At 68.8% G+C, this 23,845-nt stretch carries 22 protein-coding genes; 14 read left to right on the top strand and 8 right to left on the bottom strand.

Annotation, left to right across the window (positions count from 1 at the left end; genetic code table 11):
* Nucleotides 1-276 (bottom strand): oxidative damage protection protein, encoded by a 276-nt coding sequence (locus tag Tther_RS00310; protein ID WP_143899684.1) that lies wholly within the window; start codon nucleotides 274-276, stop codon nucleotides 1-3.
* 239 nt (nucleotides 277-515) lie between these two features.
* Here Tther_RS00310 and Tther_RS00305 point away from each other — a divergent pair, with 239 nt between their 5' ends.
* The 5 genes from Tther_RS00305 to Tther_RS00285 are packed head-to-tail and all read left to right on the top strand — an operon-like array spanning nucleotide 516 to nucleotide 5,606.
* Complete coding sequence (locus Tther_RS00305) at nucleotides 516-1,295, top strand: ferredoxin--NADP reductase (RefSeq protein WP_143899682.1); 780 nt, start codon at nucleotides 516-518, stop codon at nucleotides 1,293-1,295.
* Nucleotides 1,285-1,809, top strand: a complete 525-nt coding sequence (locus Tther_RS00300; RefSeq protein ID WP_143899680.1) for a disulfide bond formation protein B — start codon at nucleotides 1,285-1,287, stop codon at nucleotides 1,807-1,809. The genes Tther_RS00305 and Tther_RS00300 overlap by 11 nt, the downstream gene beginning before the upstream one ends.
* A 10-nt stretch (nucleotides 1,810-1,819) precedes the next feature.
* A complete protein-coding gene (locus Tther_RS00295; protein ID WP_143899678.1) occupies nucleotides 1,820-2,953 on the top strand; it encodes an NAD(P)/FAD-dependent oxidoreductase in 1,134 nt (377 codons plus the stop codon).
* A gap of 53 nt (nucleotides 2,954-3,006) precedes the next feature.
* Nucleotides 3,007-4,683: a cation:proton antiporter gene (locus Tther_RS00290; RefSeq protein ID WP_221933985.1), complete on the top strand. Its 1,677-nt coding sequence runs from the start codon at nucleotides 3,007-3,009 to the stop codon at nucleotides 4,681-4,683.
* Nucleotides 4,680-5,606: a universal stress protein gene (locus Tther_RS00285; RefSeq protein ID WP_143899676.1), complete on the top strand. Its 927-nt coding sequence runs from the start codon at nucleotides 4,680-4,682 to the stop codon at nucleotides 5,604-5,606. The genes Tther_RS00290 and Tther_RS00285 overlap by 4 nt, the downstream gene beginning before the upstream one ends.
* Here Tther_RS00285 and Tther_RS00280 read toward each other — a convergent pair.
* Both Tther_RS00280 and Tther_RS00275 read right to left on the bottom strand, forming a co-directional pair.
* Nucleotides 5,603-6,229, bottom strand: a complete 627-nt coding sequence (locus Tther_RS00280; RefSeq protein WP_143899674.1) for a LysE family translocator — start codon at nucleotides 6,227-6,229, stop codon at nucleotides 5,603-5,605. The genes Tther_RS00285 and Tther_RS00280 overlap by 4 nt on opposite strands.
* Nucleotides 6,226-7,293 (bottom strand): quinone-dependent dihydroorotate dehydrogenase, encoded by a 1,068-nt coding sequence (locus tag Tther_RS00275; RefSeq protein ID WP_143899672.1) that lies wholly within the window; start codon nucleotides 7,291-7,293, stop codon nucleotides 6,226-6,228. Before Tther_RS00275 ends, Tther_RS00280 begins: the two co-directional genes overlap by 4 nt.
* 101 nt (nucleotides 7,294-7,394) lie before the next feature.
* Here Tther_RS00275 and rpiA point away from each other — a divergent pair, with 101 nt between their 5' ends.
* Nucleotides 7,395-8,093: a ribose-5-phosphate isomerase RpiA gene (rpiA, locus tag Tther_RS00270; protein ID WP_246098842.1), complete on the top strand. Its 699-nt coding sequence runs from the start codon at nucleotides 7,395-7,397 to the stop codon at nucleotides 8,091-8,093.
* Nucleotides 8,094-8,123: 30 nt separating this feature from the next.
* On the opposite strand, the gene Tther_RS00265 is transcribed toward rpiA, so the two are convergent.
* Complete coding sequence (locus Tther_RS00265; protein ID WP_143899670.1) at nucleotides 8,124-10,184, bottom strand: M3 family metallopeptidase; 2,061 nt, start codon at nucleotides 10,182-10,184, stop codon at nucleotides 8,124-8,126.
* 48 nt (nucleotides 10,185-10,232) lie between these two features.
* Nucleotides 10,233-10,712, bottom strand: a complete 480-nt coding sequence (locus tag Tther_RS00260) for a YhbY family RNA-binding protein (RefSeq protein WP_143899668.1) — start codon at nucleotides 10,710-10,712, stop codon at nucleotides 10,233-10,235.
* Between the two features lie 83 nt (nucleotides 10,713-10,795).
* Here Tther_RS00260 and Tther_RS00255 point away from each other — a divergent pair, with 83 nt between their 5' ends.
* The 4 genes from Tther_RS00255 (at nucleotide 10,796) to glmM (ending at nucleotide 15,959) form a co-directional block, all read left to right on the top strand.
* Nucleotides 10,796-11,479 (top strand): RlmE family RNA methyltransferase, encoded by a 684-nt coding sequence (locus Tther_RS00255; protein WP_143899666.1) that lies wholly within the window; start codon nucleotides 10,796-10,798, stop codon nucleotides 11,477-11,479.
* A 184-nt stretch (nucleotides 11,480-11,663) separates the two neighbouring features.
* The gene (gene ftsH / locus Tther_RS00250) at nucleotides 11,664-13,592 is read left to right on the top strand and encodes an ATP-dependent zinc metalloprotease FtsH (RefSeq protein WP_143899664.1); all 1,929 of its coding nucleotides are present in this window, start codon (nucleotides 11,664-11,666) and stop codon (nucleotides 13,590-13,592) included.
* Nucleotides 13,593-13,707: 115 nt separating this feature from the next.
* Complete coding sequence (gene folP / locus Tther_RS00245) at nucleotides 13,708-14,589, top strand: dihydropteroate synthase (protein WP_143899662.1); 882 nt, start codon at nucleotides 13,708-13,710, stop codon at nucleotides 14,587-14,589.
* A gap of 32 nt (nucleotides 14,590-14,621) precedes the next feature.
* On the top strand, nucleotides 14,622-15,959 hold the full coding sequence (glmM, locus tag Tther_RS00240) for a phosphoglucosamine mutase (RefSeq protein ID WP_143899659.1): 1,338 nt from the start codon (nucleotides 14,622-14,624) through the stop codon (nucleotides 15,957-15,959).
* Here the strand turns inward: glmM and asd are convergent.
* Nucleotides 15,956-16,843 (bottom strand): archaetidylserine decarboxylase, encoded by an 888-nt coding sequence (gene asd / locus Tther_RS00235; protein WP_246098841.1) that lies wholly within the window; start codon nucleotides 16,841-16,843, stop codon nucleotides 15,956-15,958. The genes glmM and asd overlap by 4 nt on opposite strands.
* A 57-nt stretch (nucleotides 16,844-16,900) precedes the next feature.
* Here asd and Tther_RS00230 point away from each other — a divergent pair, with 57 nt between their 5' ends.
* Nucleotides 16,901-18,586, top strand: coding sequence for an aminotransferase class III-fold pyridoxal phosphate-dependent enzyme (locus Tther_RS00230; protein WP_143899656.1), 1,686 nt, complete (start codon nucleotides 16,901-16,903; stop codon nucleotides 18,584-18,586).
* A gap of 34 nt (nucleotides 18,587-18,620) precedes the next feature.
* On the opposite strand, the gene Tther_RS00225 is transcribed toward Tther_RS00230, so the two are convergent.
* Nucleotides 18,621-19,229, bottom strand: a complete 609-nt coding sequence (locus Tther_RS00225; RefSeq protein ID WP_342781746.1) for a hypothetical protein — start codon at nucleotides 19,227-19,229, stop codon at nucleotides 18,621-18,623.
* 189 nt (nucleotides 19,230-19,418) lie between these two features.
* Here Tther_RS00225 and Tther_RS00220 point away from each other — a divergent pair, with 189 nt between their 5' ends.
* Nucleotides 19,419-20,669 carry a glycosyltransferase family 4 protein gene (locus tag Tther_RS00220; RefSeq protein WP_246098840.1) on the top strand — a complete coding sequence of 417 codons (1,251 nt, stop codon included), beginning with the start codon at nucleotides 19,419-19,421 and terminating at the stop codon, nucleotides 20,667-20,669.
* Here the strand turns inward: Tther_RS00220 and lplT are convergent.
* Nucleotides 20,623-21,870 carry a lysophospholipid transporter LplT gene (lplT, locus tag Tther_RS00215; protein WP_143899652.1) on the bottom strand — a complete coding sequence of 416 codons (1,248 nt, stop codon included), beginning with the start codon at nucleotides 21,868-21,870 and terminating at the stop codon, nucleotides 20,623-20,625. The genes Tther_RS00220 and lplT overlap by 47 nt on opposite strands.
* A gap of 172 nt (nucleotides 21,871-22,042) precedes the next feature.
* On the opposite strand from lplT, the gene Tther_RS00210 reads away from it, so the two are divergent.
* Together Tther_RS00210 and Tther_RS00205 are read left to right on the top strand one after the other, a co-directional pair.
* Nucleotides 22,043-22,900 (top strand): GNAT family N-acetyltransferase, encoded by an 858-nt coding sequence (locus tag Tther_RS00210; protein ID WP_143899650.1) that lies wholly within the window; start codon nucleotides 22,043-22,045, stop codon nucleotides 22,898-22,900.
* A 62-nt stretch (nucleotides 22,901-22,962) separates the two neighbouring features.
* Nucleotides 22,963-23,802, top strand: coding sequence for a UDP-2,3-diacylglucosamine diphosphatase (locus tag Tther_RS00205; RefSeq protein ID WP_246098845.1), 840 nt, complete (start codon nucleotides 22,963-22,965; stop codon nucleotides 23,800-23,802).
* The last annotated feature ends 43 nt before the right edge of the window (nucleotides 23,803-23,845 follow it).

The following is a 23,845-nucleotide window of genomic DNA, read 5'->3' as shown; positions in this document are numbered from 1 at the left end:
TCACCCCTGGGTTGGGGGCACGTAGCCGGCGGCGACGTCGGCGCCTTCGCCGAAGAAGTGCTTTTCCATCTGCCGCGCCAGGTACTGGCGCGCACGGGCATCGGCCAGGTTGAGCCGGTTTTCATTGACCAGCATGGTCTGGTGGCGCAGCCAGTCCTGCCACGCCTGTTTGCTGACGTTTTCGTAGATGCGCTTGCCCAGTTCGCCGGGGTAGGGCGGGAAGTCAAGGCCCTCGGCCTCGACGCCGAGTTTGATGCAGCGGACGGTGCGTGCCATGGTGGGGTTCTCCTGTGTGGAAGGCGCGCTTCATGCCCTGTGGTGATAAGCGGTCACCCACGATGGCATAAGCGCTTTGATAGCATTGGCGTTTGTCCCATGTCCGGGTCGCCACCCGGCGCGGCCACGGACTGTAACCGACCCGATCATCCCCTGGGTGGCCAGGGTTTGCGGCAGGTCAAGCCGCGGTGCCCGCCAGGGCGCTACCCTGCTGTGTCCCGATTTTCCAACACCTGATCATGAGTGCATTTGACGAAGAGCGCGTCCTGACGGTTCACCACTGGACCGATCGGCTGTTTTCCTTCACCACCACACGCAACCCGGGTCTGCGTTTTCTCAACGGCCAGTTCACCATGATCGGGCTGCGGCTGGAAAACGGCAAGCCGCTGCTGCGCGCCTACAGCATCGTGTCGGCCAACTACGAGGAGCACCTGGAGTTCCTCAGCATCAAGGTGCCCGATGGCCCGCTGACCAGCCGCTTGCAGCACATTCAGCCGGGGGACACCGTCATCGTGGGGCACAAGCCCACCGGCACGCTGGTCGTGGACTACCTGTTGCCCGGCAAGCACCTGTACCTGTTCGGCACGGGCACGGGGCTGGCACCGTTCATGAGCATCATCCGCGACCCGGCGACGTACGAGCGGTTCGAGCAGGTGGTGCTGGTGCATGGCGTGCGCCAGGTGGCCGAGCTGGCCTATCGCGACTACATCACGCACGAGCTGCCCCAGCATGAGTTCCTGGGCGAGATGGTGCGCGCGCAGTTGCGCTACTACCCCACGGTCACGCGCGAGCCGTTCGAGCGCCAGGGGCGCATCCCGCAGCTGGTCGAAAGCGGCCAAATGGCGCGCGAGTTGGGGTTGCCCCCGTTGAACCCAGAGACCGATCGCGTCATGATTTGCGGCAGCCCGGCGATGCTGCGCGACCTCAAGGCGATGTGCGAGCGCCTGGGCTTTATGGAGGGCAACACCAGCACGCCGGGGCAGTTTGTGATCGAACGCGCTTTTGCCGATGCCAACTGACCACACCGCCGTCGCGCCCCTGCGGCGCTGGCTGCAGCAGCACCCGCGCGCGCTGCCCGCGGCGGTCGCCCTGTGGGGCCTGGGGCTGCTGGGCTTTGGGTTGTACCTGCAGCACGGGGTGGGGTTGGAGCCATGCCCGATGTGCATCGTGCAGCGCTACGCTTTGCTGGGGGTGGTGTTGCTGGCGGGGTTGGCCGCGGCCTTGCCGCGCGCAGCAACGCGCGCGCTGCTCGTGGGGACGGCGGCGGTGGCCGCATCGGGCGCCTTCGTGGCGGCGCGCCAATCGTGGCTGCAGTGGTTCCCGCCCGAGATCCAGGCCTGCGGGCGCGATTTTTACGGGATGATCGAGTCCTTTCCGCTGCGCCGCGCCATCCCCATGATTTTTCGCGGCAGTGGCGACTGCACCGCGATCGACTGGACGTTTCTGGGCCTCACGATCGCCAACTGGTCGTTCTTGAACTTCGTGGCGCTGGCGGTGGCGCTGCTGATGGGGGCGTGGGCGCTGCGGCGCTAGTGCGGCGGAGATGGAGCGGGTTGGGGCGCTGGTCGTCGGGGCGGGCGTGATCGGCCTGGCGGTGGCGCGTGCGCTGGCCCAGGCCGGGCGCGAGGTGGTGGTGCTGGAGCGCGAGCGCACCGTGGGCACGGGGGTGAGCGCGCGCAACAGCGAAGTGATCCACGCCGGTCTTTATTACACGCCGGGCTCGCACAAGGCGCGCCTGTGTGTGCGCGGCAAGGAGCTGCTCTACGCCTACGCGGCCGAGCGCGGCATAGGACACCGGCGCTGTGGCAAGCTGGTCGTGGCCACCGAGCCCGACCCGATGGCGGCGCTGGCGTCGCTGGCCGCCCGTGCACAGGCCAACGGCGTGCCGGTGCAGATGCTCACCGGCGCGCAGGCGCAGGCGCGCGAGCCGGCGTTGCGCTGCCACGCGGCGCTGTGGTCGCCGAGCACCGGCATCGTGGACAGCCACGGCTTGATGCAGGCGTTGCTGGGCGATCTGGAAGCGGCCGGCGGCAGCGTGGCGCTGGGCTCGGTGTTCGAATCCGCCGAACCGCTGGGGGCGCAGGCGCAGGGCGGCTGGTGCGTGCGCGGCCGCACCGACCGCGGCGAGGCGTTTGCCTTGCAGGCCGATGTGCTGGTCAACGCCGCGGGCCTGTGGGCGTGCCACGTGGCGCGTGCGATCGCCGGCCCCGATCCGCGGCACTGGCCACAGCCCCGCTACGCCAAGGGCAGCTACTTTGCGCTGGCCGGGCGCGCGCCGTTTGGCTGCTTGGTGTATCCGGCGCCGCAGGACGCCTGGCTGGGCGTGCACCTGACGCTGGACCTGGGCGGGCAGGCACGCTTTGGGCCCGATCTGGAGTGGCTGGATGCCGATTCGCCGCAGCAGCTGGACTACGCGGTGGATGCGCGGCGCGCTGCGGTGTTTTACGGCGCCATCCGCCGCTACTGGCCCGGGCTGCCCGACGGCGCCCTGCAGCCAGCCTACAGCGGGGTGCGGCCCAAAATCCATGGACCGGGCGAGCCGGCGCCGGACTTTCGCCTGGAGGGGCCTGCCGAACACGGGTGGGCCGGCTTGGTGCACCTGCTGGGGTTCGAGTCGCCGGGCTTGACCAGTGCACTGGCCGTGGGCGAGGCGGTGGCTGGCGCGCTCGCCTGTTGATGCAGATCAAGCATACGCGGGAACGTTTGGCGCCGCGTGACACACTGGCCAGCATGGCCATGACACCGTTTGCCGAATTTGCCATCCTGCTGCTGGTGGCCGCTGCCGCGGGCGCCGTGTTCGTGCGCTTGCGCCAGCCGGTGCTCATTGCCTATATCGTGGTGGGCATCGCGCTCGGGCCCGCCGGTTTGGGCTGGGTCAAGGCCCATGATCAGGTGGCGCTGTTGGCACAAATTGGCGTGACGGTGCTGCTGTTCATCGTCGGCCTCAAGCTCGATTGGCACCACGTGCGCCACATCGGTCCCGTGGCGCTGGCCACCGGCTTGGGGCAGCTTGGCTTCACGATTGCGGGTGGCTTCGTCCTGATCCTGGCGCTGGGCAAGGATGTGATGACCGCGCTGTACGTGGCGGTGGCCTTGACGTTTTCCAGCACCATCATCATCGTCAAGCTGTTGACCGACAAGCGCGAGCTGGACTCGCTGCACGGCCGTATCGCCGTCGGGTTTTTGATCGTGCAGGACCTGGCGGTGGTGCTGGCCATGATGGCCATGAGCGCGCTGCGCACGCCCGAGTCCGGCGTGGCCGGCAGCGGCTGGGCCGTGGCGGCGTCGCTGGTGGGGCGCATCGTGTTGGCGGTGCTGCTGATCGCGGTGCTGATGCGTTGGGTCCTGCCGCGCGTGGTCGCGGTCATGGCCCGCTCGCAAGAACTGCTGCTGGTCTTTGCGCTGGCCTGGGGCGTGGGGCTGGCGGCCCTGGGGGCGTGGGCCGGGTTTTCGATGGAGGCCGGTGCGTTCGTGGCGGGCTTTACGCTGGCCTCCACGCACTTTCGTGAGGCGATCAACGCCCGTCTGGGCGGGGTGCGGGACTTTTTGCTGCTGTTTTTCTTCATCCACCTGGGGGCCGAGTTGGATCTGTCCACCCTGGGGCACGAGTTGTGGCCGGCGCTGGTGTTGGCGGTGTTCGTGCTCATCGGCAACCCGCTCATCGTGATGGCGATCATGGGCTACATGGGGTATCGCAAGCGCACCGGCTTCCTGGCAGGCCTGACGGTGGCGCAAATCAGCGAGTTCTCGATCGTGTTCGTGGCCATGGGCATTACCCTGGGGCACGTGGACGTGCGGGCGCTGGGCCTGACGACGCTGGTGGGGCTGATCACGATTACGCTGTCCACGTACATGATTCTGTATTCGCAACCGCTGTACGAGCGGCTGGCGCCGTGGCTGGGCATCTTTGAGCGGCGGCGCCCGTACCGGGAGCTGGCGGTGGACCGCCACCCGCCGCGCAGCGACGAGGCCGCGGTGCTGGTCTTTGGCCTGGGGCGCTATGGCAGCCGGTTGCTGCGCGAGCTGTGCCGCCAGGGGGTGACGGTGGCGGGCATCGACCACGACCCGGAAGCCGTGCGCGACCTCAAGCGCGAACGTTTGCCCGTGCATTACGGGGACGGCGAAAACCCAGACTTCCTGGAGTCGCTGCCCTTGCAGGCGACCCGCTGGGTGGTGGTGACACTGCCCTTGGCGTCGTCGATCCGTGCCGTGGTGCACGGCCTGCGCAGCGCGGGCTACACCGGCGCCATTGCCGTTACCGCGCGCGACGAAGCCGCGCTGCAAGAGCTGCAGCAGCTCGATGTGCAGCATATCTATCTGCCGTTTCGCGATGCCGCTTTGCACGCCGCCGAGCACCTGGTGGGTGTGCTGGCGGCGGCGCCTGCCGTTACAGGAGCTCGTCCATGAGCCATGTTGACCTGGCCACCATTCCCGCGCAGCTGCCCACCGGCGGGGTGCTGGTGGCCACCGATTTTTCCGACGCCGCGCGCCTGGCGCAGCAGCGCGCCGCCCGCCTGGCGCGTGAGCACGGGTTGCCGCTGGTGTTGCTGCACGTGCTGCCCACCGACTGGGTGGCGGCCTTGCAGGCATGGCTGGGGGTCGAGCGCGCGTCGCAGCGTATCGTCGCCGACGCCCAGGCGTTGCTGCAAGCCGAAGTGCACGGGCTGCAGGCGGCGCTGGAGGGGCTTATCCATCCCCTGCTGGTGCAGGGGCATCCGGTGCAGACCAGCGTGGAGGTGGCGCAACGCTGCGCGCCGCGCTGGGTGGTGGTGGGCGCCCACGGCCGCAGCACGCTGCGTCACGTGCTGTTGGGCACCACGGCCGAACGCCTGGCGCGCAAGGCGATGAACCCGCTGCTGGTGGTGCGTCAGCCCGCGACGCAGGGGTATCGCCGCGTGCTGGTGCCGGTGGACTTTTCGCCCTGGTCGGCGCCGGCCCTGGCGCTGGTCGATGCCATTGCCCCCCATGCGGTGGTGGAGCTGCTGCATGCCTACACCGTGCCGTTCGAGGAAAAACTGCGCTTTGCCGGCGTGGACGACGACACCATTGCCCTGTACCGCGAAAAAGCACGTCAGCAGGCGGTGACCCATTTGCATGCGCTGGCGCGGCAGCAGGGCTGGTCGAGTACGCGCTATGCCACGCTGCTGCACGAAGGCGACGCGGCACCCGGCATCGTGCACGCCGTGCAGCGCCTTGAATGCGACCTCGTCGTCATTGGCAAGCACGGGCAAAGCGCCGCCGAAGAGCTGCTGCTGGGCAGCGTGACCGCGCACGTGTTGGCGGAGTCGCGCTGCGACGTGCTGGTCTCACCGGCGCGTGCGTTGGCCTAGCGCGTCGTCAGGGCCAGCCGGGCTGCCAGCCCCGCAAAAACCACCGCCGCAGCGCGGTTGAGCCACCGTTGCGCCCGTGCCGAGCGCCGCAGCGCCGCACCGATCCAGCCCGCAAAGACGGCAAACGACCCAAAGGTCAGCAGCGTCGCCACCATGAACAGCGCGCCAAGCTGCAGCATCTGCAGCGCAACGGCGCCCCGCGACGGATCGGCGAATTGGGGCAAAAACGCCAAAAAGAACAGCGCCACTTTGGGGTTGGTCAGGTTCATGACGATGCCGCGCCCGTAGGCCGCCAACGGTTGCAGCGGCGGCACGCGCGCCGCGTCGATGGGGCCTGCGGGTGCGCGCCAGGCACCCCAGGCCAGATACAGCAGGTAGGCGGCGCCCAGCAGTTTGAGGACCCCAAATGCCCATGGAGAGGCGGCCAGAACCGCTGCCAGGCCAAGCGCGACGGCTGCGGTGTGGCCCAGCAGCCCGGTGCACAGGCCCAGCGTCACCAGCAAGCCGGCGCGCCGGCCATGTGTGGCCGACTGCATCAGCACAAACAGATTGTCCGGCCCGGGGCTGAGCGCCAGCAGCACCGCCGCGCCAAAGAAGGCCAAGGCCACGCTGGTGTCGATCATGCGGCGACCCTCCGGCTGTCGCGCAGCGCCCGGGCCACAGCGGGCACCAGGGCCGGGCCGCGGTAGATCAGGCCCGTGTAGAGCTGCACGAGATCGGCCCCGGCCGCCAGCTTGGCCCGTGCCGAGGCCTCGTCCATCACCCCGCCCACGCCGATGATCGGAAAGCCTGGGCCCAGGCGCGCGCGCAGCGCGGCAATCACCCGGTTGCTGGCCGCGGCCAGCGGCTGGCCGGACAGCCCCCCGGCCTCTTGCGCGTGGGGCAGGCCCTGCACCGCGTCGCGTGCCAGCGTCGTGTTGGTGGCGATCACGCCGTCCATGCTATGCCGCTGCAGGGCGTCGGCGATGACGGCGATCTGGTCATCGTCCAGGTCGGGCGCGATTTTGACGAAGATCGGCCGCCGCACCCCCAAGCGGTCGGCCAATTGCGCGCGCCGCTGCGCCAGCGCCTGCAACAGCCCGTCCAGCGCGGCATCGCCCTGGAGCTGCCGCAGATGCTGCGTGTTGGGGCTGGAGATGTTGACCGTGACATAGTCCGCGTGGGGGTACACCCCTTCCAAGCCGAGCAGGTAGTCGTCGGTGGCGCGCTCGATGGGCGTGCTGGCGTTTTTGCCAATGTTGAGCCCCAGCACCAACGGCTGCGTGCCCGGTGCCGCCTGGTGCACGTGGGAGCGGCGCACGTGCTCGACGAAGGCGTCGAGCCCCTCGTTGTTGAAGCCGAAGCGGTTGATGAGCGCCTGCGCCTGCGGCAGGCGAAACAGCCGTGGGCGGGGATTGCCCGGCTGCGGCCGCGGGGTGACCGTGCCCACTTCGACGAAGCCAAAACCCATCACGGCCCAGGCGTCGATGCAGCGCGCGTTCTTGTCCAGCCCGGCGGCCAGCCCCACGCGGTTGGGAAAGCGCAGACCCGCGAGTTCGACCGGGTCGTCGATGCGCGGCTGCCGTATCAAACCGACCAGTGCCGAGTGTTGCAGATGCTCCAGGGTGCGCAGCGTCCACTCGTGCGCCGCTTCGGCATCGAGGCGAAAAAGCAGGGCACGCGCCGGTGCATAAGGGATCCAGGCCATTGGATAATCCAAGCGTCGCAGAGGTCGGTGGTGTCGGCTGGGGGCCGAAACTGCCGATTGTCGCATCGCCATCCACCACGCCCGAGCCTGGAATCCACACGATGAGCACCACGCCTGCCACCCCGGTCATGTCCCAAGACGAACTCAAGGCCCTGGTGGGCCGTGCCGCCCTGGACTACGTCGAGCCCGGCCAGATCATCGGGGTGGGCACTGGTTCGACGGTCAACTGCTTCATCGATGCGCTGGCGGGCATGCGCGAGCGCATCGCAGGCGCGGTGTCCAGCTCCGAGGCGTCGACGCAGCGCCTGCGCGCACACGGCATCCCGGTGTTCGATGCCAACGACGTCGGGGACTTGGCGGTCTATATCGACGGTGCCGACGAAATCGACCCGCGTGGCTACATGATCAAAGGCGGCGGAGCGGCCTTGACGCGGGAAAAGATCGTTGCCGCGCAGGCGCGGCGCTTTGTGTGCATCGCCGATCAGTCCAAGTGGGTGGGCACGCTGGGGCGCTTTCCACTGCCGGTGGAGGTGATCCCGATGGCCACGCAGCGCCTCATCCGTCAGTTTGCGGCGCTGGGCGCGCAGGCGCGCGTGCGCTTGCGCGATGGGGCGCCACTGGTCACGGACAATGGCCAGCACATCCTGGACGTTACGGGCTTGCAGATCAGCGACCCGCCCGCGTTTGAAAGCATGGTCAACGACTGGCCGGGTGTGGTGACCGTCGGCGTTTTTGCCCACCAGCGCGCGCACGTGTGCCTGCTGGGCACGCCCGAGGGGGTGCGCACCATCACGTTTTGATGGCGCCTGCGCACCCTGAGGCGTAACGTGTTAGGCCATGCCCTGGTGGCGCAGCAGGGCGTCGATCTGCGGGTCGCGGCCGCGAAAGGCGCGAAACGACGCCAGCGCCGGCCGGCTGCCACCCACTTCCAGGATCTGCTGCCGGTAGCGCCGCCCCACTTCCACATCCAGCGGCGTGCCGCGCTGGGCGGCGGCTTCTTCGAAGGCGGCGTAGGCGTCGGCGCTGAGCACCTCGGCCCACAGGTAGCTGTAATACCCCGCCGCATAGCCGCCCGCAAAAATGTGGCTAAAGCTATGGGGCATGCGGTGCCAGGCGGGCGGCTGCAGCACGGCCACCTCGTCGCGCACCTGTTGCAGCAGGGCCATGACGTCCCCGTTGGGGGCGCCTTCCAGGTGCAATCGCATATCGAACAGCGCGTATTCCACCTGGCGCAACAGCTGCAACCCGCTTTGGAAGTGGCGCGCCGCCTGCATCTTGTCAAACAGCGCGCGCGGCAGCGGCTCGCCCGTGTCCACGTGCGCGGTCAAGCCTTGCAGCACCGACCATTCCCAGCAAAAGTTTTCCATGAACTGGCTGGGCAGCTCGACCGCGTCCCACTCCACGCCGCTGATGCCAGCCACGTCGTGCTCGTCGACCTGGGTCAGCAGGTGGTGCAGGCCGTGGCCGCATTCGTGGAACAGGGTGATCACGTCGTCGTGCGTGAGCAGGGCCGGCTTGCCGTCCACGCCCTCGGCAAAGTTGCACACCAAATGGGCCACCGGCGTTTGCACGTCCGCCGTGTCCGGTCGGCGCCAACGCCCGCGCACATCGTCCATCCACGCCCCACCGCGCTTGCCCGCGCGTGCCGAGGGGTCGAGGTAGAACTGGCCGATCAGTCGGCCGTCGCGCTCGATGCGGTAGAACGAGACCGACGGATGCCACACCGGCGCGTGGTCGGGGCGGATGCGCACCTCGAACAGCGTCTCGATGATGCGAAACAACCCGTGGAGCACGCGAGGCAGCGGGAAATAGGGCTTGACCTCTTGTTCGCTGTAGGCATAGCGTGCCTGGCGCAACCGCTCGGCGATGTAGGGCCAGTCCCAGGGCTGCGGGTCGTCCAGCCCCAGGGCGTCGCGCGCAAACGCCCGCATGTCGGCCACGTCGCGCTCGGCGTAGGGGCGGGCGCGGCGCGCCAGATCGCGCAAAAACCCCAGCACCTGCTCGGGCGACTCGGCCATCTTGGGCACCAGCGACACGTGGGCAAAGCTGGGGTAGCCCAGCAAGCGCGCTTCCTCGGCGCGCAGCGCCAGGATCTCGCGCAGGATGGCGCTGTTGTCAAAACGTGTGGCATCGCCTTCGGCCTGGTCGCTGGCGCGCGTGCCGTAAGCGCGGTAGAGGCGCTCGCGCAGCGCACGGTCGTGCGCAAACTGCATCACCGGCAGATAGACGGGCAGTTTGAGGCTCAGGCGGTGGCCATCGTGGCCGGCGTCCTGGGCAGCTTTGCGCGTGGCGGCGCGCACGTCCTCGGGCACCCCGGCCAGCTCCGCGTCGGTGACGTCGTCGTGGTAGGCGTCGGTGGCGTCGAGCACGTTTTCGCTGAATTTTTGCGTCAGCTCGGCCAGGCGCTCCTGGATGGCGGCAAAGCGTGCCTTGGCCTCGCCTTGCAGCTCGGCGCCGCCGAGCACGAAATCGCGCAGGGCGTTGTCGCGTGCACGCCGCTGCGCCGCGTTGAGCCGTGTCGCATCGATGGCCTTGTATTTGGCGTAGAGCCGCTCGTCGGCGCCCAGGCGGGTCCAGAAGTCCGTGACGCGCGGCAGCATGGCGTTGTAGGCGGCGCGCAGCGCCGGCGTGTCGGCCACGGCGTTGAGGTGGCTGACCACGCCCCACGCGCGTCCCAGGCGCTCGGTGGCCACGTCCAGGACGGCTGCCAGCGCATTCCAGTCGGCGGGGAAGTCGGGGGCCGTGACCTGCTGCAGCGCGGCGTTGGCGCGTTGCAGCAACGCGTCGATGGCGGGCTCGATGTGCGCGGGTTGCACCGCGTCAAAGCGCGGCAGGCCGTCGAAGTCGAGCAGTGGGTTGTCGAGCAGGGCAGGGTCGATGCGGTCGTTCATGCCGCAAGCATGCCATGGAACGCGCCGTGCCGCGCCGGCGCGCCCCGATCAGCCAGCAGCCGATGCGGATTTCTTGGCGCTTTTTTGCCGCCGCTTGGCCTTTTTGACCAGCCCGCCCGGTGTCAGGCGCTGGTTGCCCAGGACCTTGACGGTCTTGATCTCCGGGCGCTGGCCGCCTTTGGCACTGTACTTGACGACCTTGTATTCGCGCGGACCGGGCTTGCGGTCTTCGTCGACGCGTTTGGCCTTGGGTGGGATCGGCCGCCACAGCACCAGCAGCTTGCCGATGTGCTGCACCGGCGCGGCATGGAGCTCGTCGGCCAGCGTTTGCAGCCAGGCTTCGCGTTGGGCGCGGTCGTCACCCAGCACGCGGACCTTGATCAGGCCGTGGGCGGTCAGCGCGGCATCGACCTCGGCCTTGACGGCATCGGTGAGACCGTCGGCGCCGATCATGACAACCGGCTCGAGGTGGTGAGCCGCGCCGCGGTGCTGGGCGCGCTCGGCGGGGGTGAGGGTGATCTGGGGCATGGGGGCGATTATCCGGGATATGTGGGTTGGGGGCGTCGCCGTTGGGCGCCGCGCGTGCCCGCACGGGCCTATAGTGCGGGGTCATGAAAGTCAAAACGCAAAGCAAGAAGGTCAACAAGGCGTGGCTCAACCAGCACGTCACCGACCCATGGGTGCGGCGCGCGCAACAAGAGGGTTACCGCGCGCGCGCCGCCTACAAACTGCAGGAGCTGGATGAGACGTTTCACCTGGTGCGGCCCGGGTTTGCCGTGGTCGATCTGGGGTGCGCGCCGGGTGCCTGGTGCCAGTATCTGCGCCGTCGCATGGGCACCACGCCGGGCCCCAACGGCCAGCCACAAACGCGCGGGGTCATCATCGGGGTGGACCTGTTGCCCATGGAGCCCGTCGAGGGCGTGCGCTTCATCCAGGGCGACTTTCGTGAGGAGGCGACGCTGGCGGCGTTGCAGGCGGCACTGACCGAGGCGCTGGGCGGCGATGCGGCGCACCGGCTCGACCTCGTGGTGTCGGACATGGCGCCCAACCTCTGCGGGGTGGAGGAGGTGGATGCGGCGCGCATCGAGCACCTCATCGAGCTGGCCGTGGCGTTTGCGGTCGAGCACCTCAAGCCTGAGGGGGCCTTGGTCGCCAAGGTGTTCCATGGCGGTGCGTACGACGCGGCGGTGCGGCTGTTTCGCGCGCACTTTCGCACGGTCAAGGTGCACAAGCCCAAGGCGTCGCGGCCGCAATCGGCGGAAACCTTCCTGGTCGGCCGGGGTCTGAAGGCCTAGCGCGAGCGGCGTGCCGCCCTCCCCGCGATAGCGCAAACCCTATCCCAGTGATCAAAAGGGTTTCGCTTTTGTCAAGTGGGTGCGGGCTTGATAAGGCCTACAATGGCTTCACATGGGTGAGTACCAAGGGCCGGCGCTGGCGCGGCGTGGCCGGTGTGTCATCCCACTACGGTAGGAGCGTTCGTTGAATAACCAGTGGTTTTCCAAGGTGGCGATCTGGATGGTGATCGCCATGGTTCTGTTCACGGTCTTCAAGCAATTTGACGGCCGTGCGGTGCAGGGCGCCGGCTACATGGCGTATTCGGACTTCCTCAACGAGGTCAAGGCGCAGCGCATCAAGAGCGCCACCATCCAGGAGGGCGCCAACGGCACCGAAATCATCGCCATCACCACCGACGACCGGCGCGTGCGCACCAACGCCACCTACCTCGACCGCGGACTGGTGGGCGACTTGCTGGCCAACGACGTCAAGTTCGACGTGCGTCCGCGCGAGGAAGGCTCGCTGCTGATGACCCTGCTGGTGAGCTGGGGGCCGATGCTGTTGCTCATCGGCGTGTGGATTTATTTCATGCGCCAGATGCAAGGCGGTGGCCGTGGTGGGGCGTTTAGCTTTGGCAAGAGCCGCGCGCGCATGCTCGACGAAAACGCCAACACCGTCACCTTTGCCGACGTCGCGGGCTGCGACGAGGCCAAGGAGGAGGTCAAGGAGGTCGTCGACTTCCTGAAGGACCCGCAAAAATTCCAAAAGCTGGGCGGGCGCATTCCGCGCGGCTTGCTGCTGGTGGGGCCGCCTGGCACCGGCAAGACGCTGCTGGCCAAGGCCATCGCGGGTGAGGCCAAGGTGCCGTTCTTCAGCATCTCGGGCTCGGACTTCGTCGAAATGTTCGTCGGTGTGGGTGCGGCGCGGGTGCGCGACATGTTCGAGCAGGCCAAAAAGAACGCGCCGTGCATCATCTTCATCGACGAAATCGACGCCGTGGGCCGCCAGCGCGGCGCGGGCCTGGGCGGTGGTAATGACGAGCGTGAGCAAACCCTCAACCAGATGCTGGTCGAGATGGACGGCTTCGAAACCAGCCTGGGGGTCATCGTCATCGCGGCGACCAACCGACCGGACATTCTGGACGCGGCCCTGCTGCGCCCGGGGCGGTTCGACCGCCAGGTGTACGTGACGCTGCCCGACATCCGCGGCCGCGAGCAGATCCTGAAGGTGCACATGCGCAAGATCCCCATCGGGCCGGACGTCAGCCCCGAGGTGATCGCGCGCGGCACGCCGGGCATGAGTGGGGCCGACCTGGCCAACCTCTGCAACGAAGCCGCGCTGATGGCGGCACGCCGCAACGCCCGCGTGGTGGAGATGCAGGACTTCGAGCGCGCCAAGGACAAAATCCTGATGGGCCCCGAGCGCAAGTCCATGGTCATGCCCGAGGAAGAGCGGCGCAACACCGCCTATCACGAGGCCGGCCATGCCCTGATCGGCAAGCTGCTGCCCAAGTGCGACCCGGTGCACAAGGTCACCATCATCCCGCGCGGGCGCGCGCTGGGGGTGACCATGAGCCTGCCGGAGCGCGACCGCTACTCCTACGACAAGGAGTACATGCTCAACCAGATCGCCATGCTGTTTGGCGGCCGCATCGCCGAAGAAGTCTTCATGAACCAGATGACCACCGGCGCGAGCAACGACTTCGAGCGGGCCACGCAAATCGCGCGCGACATGGTGATGCGCTACGGCATGTCGGAAAAACTCGGCCCCATGGTGTATGCCGAAAACGAGGGTGAGGTGTTCCTGGGCCGCTCGATCACCAAGACCACGCACATGAGCGAAGAAACGATGCGCCAGGTCGATGCCGAGGTGCGGCGCATCATCGACGAGCAGTACGCGCTGGCGCGCCGTCTGATCGAAGACAACAAAGACAAAATGCACGCGCTGGCCAAGGCCTTGTTGGAGTGGGAGACCATCGACGCCGACCAGATCGATGACATCATGGCAGGCCGGCCACCGCGGCCACCCAAGGACATGTCGCCGTCCAGCCCCACCCCGGGTGGAGGGGATTCCGGTGGATCGGCCGCCGTTGCCAAGGGTGATCCCGCACCGCAGGCGCCCAGCGCCGCGTGATCCCGCGCGGGGTTGAGCCCGGCAGCTTCCAGGCCCCGAACGACAGACGTTCGGGGCCTCGCTTTTGGGCGCTCACCGGGCTGGCAGGGTGCCGACCTCGCGCACAATAGCGGGCATGATCCAAGCCCCCGCTTTGCTGTGGCGCACCGCGCGCTTTGCGCTGGACCTGCGCCATCCTTTGGTCATGGGCATCGTCAACGTCACGCCGGACTCGTTTTCCGACGGCGGCGCACACGGCGATCCCGCCAGTGGTCTGCGTCACGCCGAGTCGCTGCTCGCGCAAGGCGCCAATATCCTGGACATCGGCGGTGAATCGACCCGGCCCGGCGCCCCCCCGGTGCCGCTGCAGGAAGAGTTGGCCCGTGTGCTGCCGGTGGTGCGCGAGGCGGTGCGCTGGGGGGTGCCGATCAGTATCGATACCTACAAGCCCGAGGTCATGGCCGAGTGCCTGGCGCTGGGTGCCGATATCGTCAACGACGTCTGGGCGCTGCGCCGCGTTGGCGCGGACGGCCGCAGCGCCGAGGCGGTGGTGGCCCAGCACCCGGCGTGCGGCGTGGTGCTGATGCACATGCACCGCCAGCCCCAAGACATGCAGGTGCAGCCGATGCAGGGCGACGCCGTGCCGCAGGTGCGCGACTTTTTGGCAGCACGGGCGGCGACGCTGCAGGCACGCGGCGTCGCGCGCGAGCGCATCGTGCTCGACTACGGCATCGGCTTTGGCAAAACGGTGGCGCAAAATCTGGCGTTGCTCGCCCGCCAGCACGAGCTGCTTGCCCTGGGTTATCCGTTGCTGGCGGGCTGGTCGCGCAAATCGACCCTGGGGCGCATCACCGGGCAGGATGTGGCGGCCGATCGGGTGGCCGCTAGCCTGGCGGCGGCCTTGTTGGCCGTGGAGCGGGGGGCGCGCATCGTGCGGGTGCACGACGTGGCGGCCACCGTGCAGGCGCTCAAGGTCTGGCAGGCGTTGCACGACAGCGACGCGTGCGCTCGGGCCTGATCGACACGCGGGTTCATTGGTCAATACCCAACATGACACGACAATACTTTGGTACCGACGGCATCCGCGGCACGGTGGGGCATGTGCCCATCACTCCGGACTTCGTGTTGCGGCTGGCGCACGCGGTGGGGCAGGTGCTCAAGCGCACCGAGGCGCGGCCCACCGTGCTCATCGGCAAGGACACGCGCATTTCCGGCTACATGCTGGAGTCGGCGCTGGAGTCGGGCTTCAATTCCGCCGGGGTGGACGTGGTGCTGCTCGGGCCGGTGCCAACGCCTGCCGTGGCCTACCTCACGCGTGCGCAGCGGGCCAGCCTGGGGGTGGTCATCAGCGCCAGCCACAACCCCTATCCGGACAACGGCATCAAATTTTTCAGCGCCCAGGGCACCAAGCTGCCCGACGCGTGGGAGCTGGCGGTGGAAGCGGCACTGGCGCAGCCGCCGGTGTGGGTGGAGTCGGCGGCGCTGGGCGCAGCGCGACGCCTCAACGATGCGGCCGGTCGTTACGTCGAGTTTTGCAAGAGCACGTTTGCGCCCGACCTCAGCTTGCGCGGTCTCAAGATCGTGGTGGACGCGGCCCACGGTGCGGCCTACCAGATCGCGCCGGCGGTGTTCCACGAGCTGGGCGCCGACGTAGTGCCCATCGGCTGCAGCCCCAACGGCCGCAACATCAACGACGGCGTCGGCGCCACGCACCCCCAGACCCTGATCGCCGCGGTGCGCGCGCACGAGGCCGATTTGGGCATCGCGCTCGATGGCGACGCCGACCGCGTGCAGATCGTGGACGCCAGTGGCCGGCTTTTTGACGGCGACGAGCTGCTTTATGTGTTGGCCGACGACCGCTTGGGGCGCGACGAGGTGGTGCCCGGCGTCGTCGGCACGCTGATGACCAACATGGCCATCGAGCAGGCGCTGGCCGCACGCGGCGTGCGGCTGGTGCGCGCCAAGGTGGGCGACCGCTATGTGTTGGAGGAACTGCACCGCCACCACTGGCTGCTGGGCGGGGAGGGCTCGGGCCACCTCATCATCCTGGACAAGCAAACCACGGGCGACGGCATCGTCTCGGCCCTGCAGGTGCTGCAGGCCTGCCTGCGCCAGCAACGCACGCTGGCCGAGGTGCTGCACGGGGTGGAGCGCTTTCCCCAGGTGCTGCGCAACGTGCGCCTGGCCCCGGGGGCCGACTGGCGCTCCAACATCGTGTTGCAGCAGGCCCAGCGGGACGCCGAGGCGGCGCTGGGCGACGATGGCCGGGTGCTGATCCGCGCCAGCGGCACAGAGCCGGTGCTGCGCGTGATGGTCGAGGCCCGCCGCGCCGCGGACGCCGAGCGCTGGGCCGCGCGGTTGGCCGAAGCGGCTGGGGCGGGGGCTTAGGCGGCCGCTCGGCGCCACAGCGCCTGCCCGGCACGGATGGTGTGCCCCGGCTCGATGCCGTCGGCCAGCCGCCAGTGGGCCGGCACGAAAAACAAGATCGTCGAGCCGTGCTCGAACCACCCCAGCTCTTGCCCGCGCGGCAGGTGTGCATCACACGGCAGCTCGTGCGCGCCGCGCCAGCGCAGGTGCAGCGTCACGTCCAAAAAATGCAGCCGGATGCTGGCCACCAGGATCGCCGCCACCGGCACCAGCGCGATGGGACTGCCGTCGGTCAACGTCCCTTCGATCAGGGCGCGCTCGTTGCGGCAAAACAGCCGGGGGATGCGGCGCAGCGCCGGCGGGTTGACATTGAAGACATCGCCGCTGACGTAGCGAACCCGGTGCACATGCCAATCGGCCGGGGCGTGAAAGCGGTGGTACATGGTCGGTGTCAGGCGCAGCGTCACGTAACGGCCGTTGGCGTGCCGCGCCGCGGCGTCTGCGCCCATCAGCTCTTCCAGCCGGTAGGGCATGCCCTTGGCCTGCCAAACGGTGGTGCCGTGCACGTCGCCACAGGCGCCAACGATGGCGTCACAGGGGCTGCACAGCACCGTGGGATCGGGGTCGAACGGGCGCGCACCCGGGCGCAGGGCGCGGGTGAAGACATCGCGCAGGCTGCGGTATTCGGCCGGTGCCGCCTCGCTCAGGTCGAGGTCGGCGCAGCGCCGCCACAGCGCCAGCGCCAGCCGCGTCAGCACGGGATTGTCGATGCGGCTGTACCAGCCCATCAGGTGCGTCAACGCCGCACGCGGCACATGGCGCGACAGCCAATAGTTGAGCGTATCGTGCGCCCACAAGCGGTCGCGCCAGCGGCGCCAACCACGGCGGCCAGAGGCGTTCGTCACAGGGGTGTCAAGGGCCATGCGTACAACTTTCGCATCGGCACTTGAAAGGATCGTGACATGGTGGACAACGCGCTGGGTTGGATGGCCGGCGCCGCGCTGGCTGCCATCCCCCTGGGGTGGCAGCGTTTGCGACTGTCGCGCGCCAAACACCCGTCACTGGCAGGGCACCAACGCTGGGCCAAGCGCCTGGCGCGCTGGCTGCCGGGCTACGCACTGCACGCCCCGCAGGCCTTTGCCTGCGACGGCGCACCGCCTGCCGTGTTACAGCTGCGCCAGGCGGGCTGGCGCGCGCTGGGGGAGCGGCTGCGCGCAGCGGCGCCGTGCACGCTGGCGCTGACCGCGCAGGCGCGCGAGGGCATGCCCGACTTGCGCCTGACCGGCCGCTACCGCGTGCCCTATGCGTTTGCCGAGCTGGCGCGGGAATTGCCCATCGGTGCCTTTTGGGCGCGCAGCGAAGGGCCCTGGTTGATCGACCTCGACGACAACCGCTTTCTGGACCTGACCGGCTCCTACGGTGTCAATGTGCTGGGGCTGGATTTTTACAAGGGCACGATAGAAGCGGGTGCGCACCTGGGCGCTGCGCTTGGCCCGGTGCTGGGCGGGCTGCACCCCTGCGTGGCGGACAATGTCGCGCGCTTGCGGGCCATCAGTGGCATGGACGATGTGACCTTTCACATGTCCGGCACCGAAGCGGTGATGCAGGCCGTGCGCTTGGCGCGCTACCACACAGGACGGCGCTACGTGGTGCGCTTTGCCGGCGCCTACCACGGCTGGTGGGAAGACGTGCAGCCGGGCCCCGGCAACCCCTTGCCACCGCGCGAGACCTACACCCTGGCCGAGATGAGCGAGGCCACCCTGGCCGTGCTGCGCACGCGCCGCGACATCGCGTGCGTATTGGTCAATCCGCTGCAGGCGCTGCATCCCAACCGTGCCGCACCGAGCGACTCCACCCTGGTGGGTGGCACCCGCCAAGCGGGGTTCGACCGGGCCGCCTACACCCGGTGGCTGCAGCGGCTGCGCGAGGTTTGCACCCAAGCCGGCATCGCCTTGATTTTCGACGAGGTCTTCGTCGGGTTTCGGCTCGCATCGGGCGGTGCGCAGGCCTACTTTGGCGTGCAAGCGGATTTGGTGTGCTACGGCAAGACGCTGGGGGGCGGGTTGCCGGTGGGGGTGGTGTGCGGCAAGCGGCACTGGATGGAGCGCTACCGCCCGCAGCGCCCAGCCGACCTGTGCCTGGCGCGTGGCACCTTCAATGCCCACCCGTATGTCATGGGGGCGATGAACGCGTATTTGCGCGCGCTGGACACGCCGGCGGTGCGCGCCGCTTACGATGGGCTGGACGCGCGCTGGCAGGCGCGCGAGCAACGCTTCAACGCGGCGCTGGCACAAGCCGGCGTACCGGTGCGGGTGGCGGCGCTGTCGTCTATTTGGACCGTGCTCTACACCCAGCCCGGGCGCTACCACTGGCTGCTGCAGTATTACCTGCGCGACGCCGGCCTGGCGCTGAGTTGGGTGGGCACGGGCCGCTTGATCTTCCCGATCGCGCTGGAGGATACGGCGTTCGAGGAGGCCCTGCAGCGCTTCGTGGCGGCCTGCCAGCGCATGCAGGCCGACGGTTGGTGGTGGCGCGACGAGACGCTGCCAGCCGACGCCTGGGCCCAGCGCGTGCGCCGCAGCCTGCTGCGCGAGACCCTGCAGGCGTGGTGGCAGGCGCGCTGCGCGGGCGCTCGCACGCCCGACTAACGCGCCGCGCGGCGCGCCACCGGCCTGGTGGCGCTCACCCTGCGCGCGGGTGACCCGGGTCGAGCAGTTGCCCGCGCAACAGGTACAGCGGTGCGCGGTGGTACAGCTTGATGTCGTGGAAAGGATCGGTGAGGATTTTGGTCACCCACACCACGCCGGTGTAGAGGTCTTTTTCGACCCACAGCTGCAGCACGCGCACCAGCAGGCCGCCGACGCCAATGGCCAACCACAGCCAGCCCACGTTGTGCCAAAACCCCACCCAATCGGTATGGGGTTCGAGCCAACCCAAGGCCGTCGGATCCCACAGCAGCAGCAGGGGCGAGGCTGCCCAGATCCCCATCAGCACCACCTTGCGCTTGAGGTTGTAGCCGACCTTGACCGCCTCCTTGTATTCGTGCGAGACCTGGTTGACGTGGTCGTAACCCTTGGGCTCGAAGAAGAAATGCCCCGATTGGCGCGTCACCATCGAAATGCCCCAGGCGATCAGGGCTGCGGTGGCCGGGTCCTTGAACAGCCAGACGTAGGCGATCACAAAGCTGATCGCACTGATCAGGTGCAGCGTTTGGTTGATGCGGCTTTGGTGGTAGTAGCGGTGGTCATCCCAGCGCTGCTCGCGCAGCGTTTGCATGAAGCGTTGCAGCATCATCGGTGGTCCTCGTTGCAGGGTGAGGGAGTTGCGGGAGCGGGGGCCAGGTGGCCGTCGGCAGCGACTTGCAGGTGGCTCACCCGGGCCGCCGTCATCTTCCGGACATCGTGTGACGCGACGGTGACGCCCGCGTGCGCAACCCGGGTTGTCACACGCGTGTCGCACGCCGCGGCCATGCTTGCCTGCATGGATGCACGCCTGATGATCGAGAGCTACCCGCCCCGCCGTGCGCTGCTGCGCGTTTCGGTGGTTACCGAAACCTTCCCGCCCGAGGTCAACGGCGTGGCCACGACCATGGAGCGCATGGTCCAGGGCCTGCAGCGACGCGACCATGACGTGCAGGTGGTGCGGCCGCGACAGGGCGCCGACGCCTACGACCACGACGGCAGCCGCCTGGGGTTGGAGCAGGTGCTCACGCGCGGCGTGCCCATCCCGCGTTACCCGCAGCTGCGCATGGGGCTGCCGGCACAGCGCGCGCTGCAGGCGTTGTGGATGCGGCGCCGCCCCGACATCGTGCACATCGCCACCGAAGGGCCGCTGGGGTGGTCGGCGCTGCGCACCGCGCGCAAGCTGCGCTTGCCCGTGAGCACGGACTTTCGCACCCATTTCGACGCCTACAGCGCCCACTACGGCGTGGGCTGGCTGCGCCGCTCGGTGCAGGCGTATCTTCGGCGGTTTCATAACCAGGCCGACTGCACCCTGGTGCCGACCGAGGGTTTGCGCCAGCAGCTGCGCGCCGCCGGCTTTGAACGCTTGATCGTGGTGCAGCGGGGCGTGGACATCGACCGCTTCACGCCCGCCTTGCGCAACCCCACACTGCGCACGGTGTGGGGCATCCAGCCCGACCAGCGGGTGCTGCTCTACGTCGGTCGGCTGGCCGCGGAAAAAAACCTGGCGCTCCTGGCCACGGCGTTCGACGCCATGTGCGCCGTGCAACCCACCTGGCGCTTGGTGGTCGTGGGCGACGGTCCCCAGCGCGCCTGGCTGTCCCAGCGCTGCCCGCACGCCGTGCTGTTGGGCACATTGGTGGGCAAGGCGTTGGCGCAGGCCTACGCCAGCAGCGATTTGCTCCTCTTCCCCAGCCTGACCGAGACCTTTGGCAACGTGACGCTGGAGGCGCTGGCCAGCGGGTTGCCCGTGCTGGCCTTTGATTACGCTGCCGCGGCCGAGGTGGTGCGGCACGGCGACAGCGGCCTGCTGGCGCCGGTGGGGGACACCGACGCCTACGTGGCCCTGGCGCGTGCGGTGGCGCGCGACGACGCGCTGCTGCAGCGTTTGCGTGCCGGCGCGGTGCACGCCGTGCAACACCGGGGGTGGGAGCACATCATCGAGCGCACGGAAGCGGTCTGGCTGCGCCTGCTCGCGGCCCACGCTGCGGGCCCAACGGTGGTCAAGTCGTCGCCGTGGTGGGACGGTCTGCCTGCCACCGGCGCGTGATGCGCCACAGCAGCGCCAGCCCCAACGCCATGGTCAGCCCCAGCGCGGACAGCAGCGGCACCAGGGGCCAGTCGGCGCGCATGGCCAGCGCCAGCCCGCCCACCATCACCAGCACGCTGGCGTTCTCGTTGAAACCCTGAATGGCGATCGACTGCCCCGGCTGCAGCAGCCGGTGACCGCGGTACTGGAGCAAGGCGTTCATGGGCACCACCAACATGCCGCCCAGGGCACCGATCGCCACCAGCCCCAGCACGGCCACGCCCAGGTCGCGGGTATGCACCGCCAGCGCCAGCAGCGCCCCGAGCAGCACGCCCAGCGGCAACACCCGCCAGGCCTGGCGCAGCGCCACCCGCCGGGCCACCCACAGCGCGCCGCCCACCACGCCCAGCGCGACCGTGGCCTGCAGATACGCGGCTTGGGACAAGGGCAGGTCCAGCCGCAGCTCGGCCCAGCGCAGCACGGCCATCTGCATCAGGGCCGCAAAACCCCAAAACCAGCTGGTCACGGCCAGCGACAGGCCGCCGAGCGGGTCACGCCACAGCCGGGCGTTGTCGCGCCAAAAGCGCGGCCACAGCGCCGGCCAGTCGCGCAGGGATTGCGCGCGCCGCGCCGGACGCGAAGGGATGTGGCGGTTGCACCATGCCGCCAGCCCATACAGCGTCAGCACCGCCGCGAACGCTGGCAGCAGCGCCGTGCTCGGGATCCAACCGTGCAGACCCAGCATCGCCTGCGCGTGCGGCGCCTGCCACAGCGGCGAGACCCACCAGCCGCCCAGCGCCGTACCCAGCAGCACCGACAGCACCACCGACACCTCCACCCAGCCGTTGGCCGCCACGAGGTCGCTCCCGGGAGTCGATTCGGTGATCCAACCGTACTTGGCCGGCGCGTACAGCGCCGCCGCCAGCCCCAGCACGGCAAATGCCGCCAGTGGATGCGCGCCCGCCACCAAGCCTACCACCGCCAAGGCCTTGAGCGCATTCATGCATCCCATCAACGTGTTTTTGCGTACCGCGTCGGCCCAAGCACCCGCGACGGGCCCCAGCAGCACGTAGCTCCAGGTAAACGCGAACTTGAGCAGCGGTGCCCACCACAGGGGGTGATGCTGCTCCTGCAAATAGGCGATGGCGATGATCAGCACCGCGTGGTCGGCCAGTCCGGAGCAGAACTGCGCCGTGAGCAACCAGAAAAAACCTGCCGGCATGGGGTCCACACTCTGACTGCACTGCGTGACAGGCGCGTGAAGGCGCGCTGCGCAGCGCGCGATGTCATGCCGTTGACATGGAACCGCCAAGCCGGCGTCACACCCCGTGTCCAGAATGCCCGACCGTGGGCGACCACGGTGTCGCCCGCCACCCAAGCGGAGATGACGCCCGATGAAAGAGCTTCCGACGCCCACGCTGCACCTGTCCACGCTGGTTGGGGGGCAAACCCCGGGCCGCACGGCCGGGAGGTTGCTTCCAGCGCGCCTGGCCGACCCTGCCCCTGCGCCGGTGGCGCGCCTGGACGTGGCGTGGGCGCGCCACCTCGACGACGTGCGCGCCGCCCAGCGCCTGAGGTATGCCGTGTTTGCCGAGGAGTTGGGCGCGCGCCTGCGCACGCCGCTGCCGGGGCACGACATCGACCTGTTTGACGACTATTGCGAGCACCTGCTGGTGCGGGAGGCCGACAGCGGCCAGGTCATTGGCACCTACCGCGTGCTCACCCCGGCGCAGGCCAAGCGCGTCGGCTGCTTCTACAGCGACACCGAGTTCGACCTGACCCGCCTGCGCGCGCTGCGCGAGCAGATGGTGGAGCTGGGCCGCTCCTGCGTGCATCCGCAGCACCGCCACGGCGGCGTCATCATGGCGCTGTGGGGCGCGTTGGCCGATTTCATGGCGCGCAACCGGCTGGACGTCATGATCGGCTGCGCCAGCATCCCCATGCACCACGAAGGGCCGCATGGCATGGCCGGCGGTGGCCATGCAGCGGCCAGCATCTGGCGCCAGGTGCGCGAGCGGCACCTGGCGCCGGTCGAGTACCACGTGACGCCGCGCCTGCCGCTGCCGGTGCACGAGCTGGACGACACGCTGCCGGTGGAGCCACCGGCGCTGGTCAAGGGCTATCTGCGGCTGGGCGCCAAAGTGATGGGTGCGCCCGCGTGGGACCCCGACTTCAACACCGCGGACCTGCCGATGATGATGCGGCTGGCCGATCTGCCCGCGCGCTACCGGCGCCACCTGCTGGGGGGGTGAGCGTGCGTGCACCGTGGATGGCCAAGGCGGTGGCGGCAGCCGCAGCCGCGGATGGCGCTGCCATGCGCGGGCCCGGGGTCGCCGACCTGGATGAAGATGAGGCGCTGCCCCTTGGGCGCGAGCGGCTGCGGGCGGTGTTCATCTCCGACGTGCACCTGGGCACACCCGGCTGCCAAGCCAAGGCGTTGCTCGCCTTTCTCAAGGCACACCCAAGCGATCGGCTGTACCTGGTGGGCGACATCATCGACGGCTGGCAGTTGCGCCGGCGCTGGTACTGGCCGCAGAGCCACACCGACGTGGTGCAAAAAATCCTGCGCCGCGTGCGCAAGGGTGGGCGCGTGTTCTACATTCCCGGCAACCACGACGAGTTTGTGCGGCATTTCAGCGGTCACCACTTCGGCGGGGTGGAGGTGGTGGAGGAAGCCGTGCATGTCACCGCCGACGGGCGTCGCCTGTGGGTCACCCACGGGGACTTGTACGACGGGGTGATTCAGTACGCCAAATGGCTGGCGTATTTGGGGGACACCCTGTACGAATGGGCGCTGCGCTTCAACCGCCACCTCAACTCCTGGCGCGCGCGCCTGGGCCTGCCGTATTGGTCGTTGTCGCAGTACCTCAAACACCGGGTCAAATCGGCGGTCAATTTCATCTCCCGGTTCGAGGAGGCGTTGGCCGGCGAGGCGCGCCGGCGTGGGCTGGATGGCGTGGTGTGCGGCCACATCCACCGCCCGACCCTGCGGGTGATCGATGGCGTGCTCTATTGCAACGATGGGGACTGGGTGGAGAGCCTGAGCGCCCTGGTCGAGCACGCCGACGGGCGGCTGGAGCTGGTCCACTGGGGGCAGCCCACACCGTCCGTGCAGGAGGCGTTTCGTGCGCGCACCACAGCCCCGCAGGGGTAACGGGGGCGTCATGAAAATGTCATCATCGCAGCGCCCAGTGCCG

Source organism: Tepidimonas thermarum, assembly GCF_007556705.1.
Taxonomy (GTDB): Bacteria; Pseudomonadota; Gammaproteobacteria; order Burkholderiales; family Burkholderiaceae_C; genus Tepidimonas; species Tepidimonas thermarum.
This window is presented reverse-complemented; position numbering and strand designations above follow the sequence as displayed.